Source organism: Pseudomonas sp. CF161, from assembly GCF_000416215.1.
Classification (GTDB): Bacteria; Pseudomonadota; Gammaproteobacteria; order Pseudomonadales; family Pseudomonadaceae; genus Aquipseudomonas.
Window position 1 is genome coordinate 1 of sequence record NZ_ATLP01000009.1, and the last position, 1,749, is coordinate 1,749.

The 1,749-nt window shown below is 67.8% G+C and carries 3 protein-coding genes; 1 reads left to right on the top strand and 2 read right to left on the bottom strand.

From position 1 onward, the window contains the following. Window positions 1-578 (top strand): PEP-utilizing enzyme (locus tag CF161_RS00065; RefSeq protein ID WP_020294475.1); only part of this gene is annotated, 578 nt, incomplete at its 5' end. A 2-nt stretch (window positions 579-580) separates the two neighbouring features. Here CF161_RS00065 and CF161_RS00070 read toward each other — a convergent pair. Together CF161_RS00070 and CF161_RS00075 are read right to left on the bottom strand one after the other, a co-directional pair. Next, on the bottom strand, window positions 581-1,009 hold the full coding sequence (locus tag CF161_RS00070; protein ID WP_020294476.1) for a hypothetical protein: 429 nt from the start codon (window positions 1,007-1,009) through the stop codon (window positions 581-583). After that, a partial coding sequence (locus CF161_RS00075; protein ID WP_020294477.1) for a GlxA family transcriptional regulator occupies window positions 999-1,749 on the bottom strand: 751 nt, incomplete at its 5' end. The genes CF161_RS00075 and CF161_RS00070, both read right to left, overlap by 11 nt.

Below are 1,749 nucleotides of genomic sequence, written 5' to 3' on the forward strand. Positions count from 1 at the left end.
AGCACAGCCCGCACCGCCTGCCCTGGGAAACCGACCCCGGCACCCCGCGCCCGGCCTGCAGCGACCTGCCGTTACAGGCGCTGCCGGCCTGGCCCAGGGCGGTGGGGATGGCCCATCGCCTGGGGCTGCCGGGGATGCGCGGTTACTACCTGCAAGTACGCGAGTGGTACCGCGACAACCTGATGCGGATCTTTTTCCGCCTGCACCACGCCATGCCCGAAGCCGAGCGCGACCACTGGTTTGCGCCCCACGCCGAGGTCCGCAGCCGCGACGGCAGCTTCTGGCAGGACGGCCGCGAAGGCAGCGAACAGGCCAGCGGCTTCATGATTTACCCGGGGCAGGTGCAAGGCGTGCTCGGCGTCGACATCCTGCTCGAAGACACCCTGGACCCCGGGCGCCACGCGCAGTATCAAGCGGCACGCGCGGTGATCGCGCGCATGGGCGGACGCCTGTCCCACGGCTCGACCCTGCTGCGCGAACTGCGCAAACCCTCGGCGGTGCTACCCCAGGTTGACCCGGCCTGGGTCGGCCGTGAAGTGCTGTACCGCGACGGCGAGTTGAGCCTGGTGCAGGGCTGAGCTCAGCCGTTGCAGGGTGACAAGCGGTCGACATCGGTGCCGCTTTCGGGGCGCCGATCCAGCTCGCCGTTGGCATCGATATAAATATGGGTCTGTGGCCACTTGGGGTTGATCTCCACACAGCCACGGCTGTCCTTGGACCACCAGTCGAACTGCATGAAAAAGTCGGCATCGGGGAAGATATGCCCGCTGTCCCCGGTGCTTTGTCCGGGCTCGATCCGACCACGGTAGATGCTGTGCTGGACGTTCAGCACGTAGCTCAGGGTGCGCGTGCCCTGTGCCGAGTAATGCACGGTGACATCGGGCTTGGCCACGTACCAGAACAGGATCGACAGTTGAATCGCCAGCATCACCAGGGTCCAGGTCAGCTTCAGCGGCGGCTCGCTGGCCGGGCCTGGCGGGGCGGTTGCAGCGTGATCTTCAGACGACATCAGGGGTGTGTTCCTTGAGTTCATGGGTGCTGAAACGCTCCCGGTAAGCCTGCGGCGTCACGCCCATGGCCCGCAGGAAGCCGCGGCGCAGGGTTTCTTCACTGCCGAACCCGCACTGCGCGGCAATGCGCTTGATCGCCAGAGTGGTATCGGCCAACAGCCGGCGGGCGGTCTCGACCCGGATCAGCTCCACGGCTCGGGCCGGTGTCTGCCCGGTGTCCGCACGGTAGTGGCGCACAAAGCTGCGCTCGCTCATGCCGGCCTGCAGGGCCAGGGTCGGGATGCCCAGGTCCATGGCCAGGTTCTCGGCGATCCAGGCATGCAGGTCGTCGAAGCGATTACCGTCCTGTTGCAGGGAAAGGGTCACGCTGAACTGCGACTGGCCCCCGGGGCGCTTGAGAAACACCACCAGGTGCCGCGCCACTTCCAGGGCCACCCCACGGCCCAGGTCCTGCTCGACCAGGGCCAGGGCCAGGTCGATGCCGGCGGTGACCCCGGCCGAGGTCCAGACCGCACCGTCATTGATGAAAATCGGGTTGGCCTCGACCTGCAACTGCGGGTATTCCCGGGCCAGTTGCTCGCAGCGGGTCCAGTGGGTCACCACCCGTCGGCCATCGAGCCAGCCACTGGCCGCCAGCAGAAACGCCCCGGTGCAGACCGACGCCACCCGCCGCGAACGCCCGGCCTGCTGCGCCACCCACTGCACCAGGTGCGGCTCCCGGGCGGCGGCGTAGACGCCC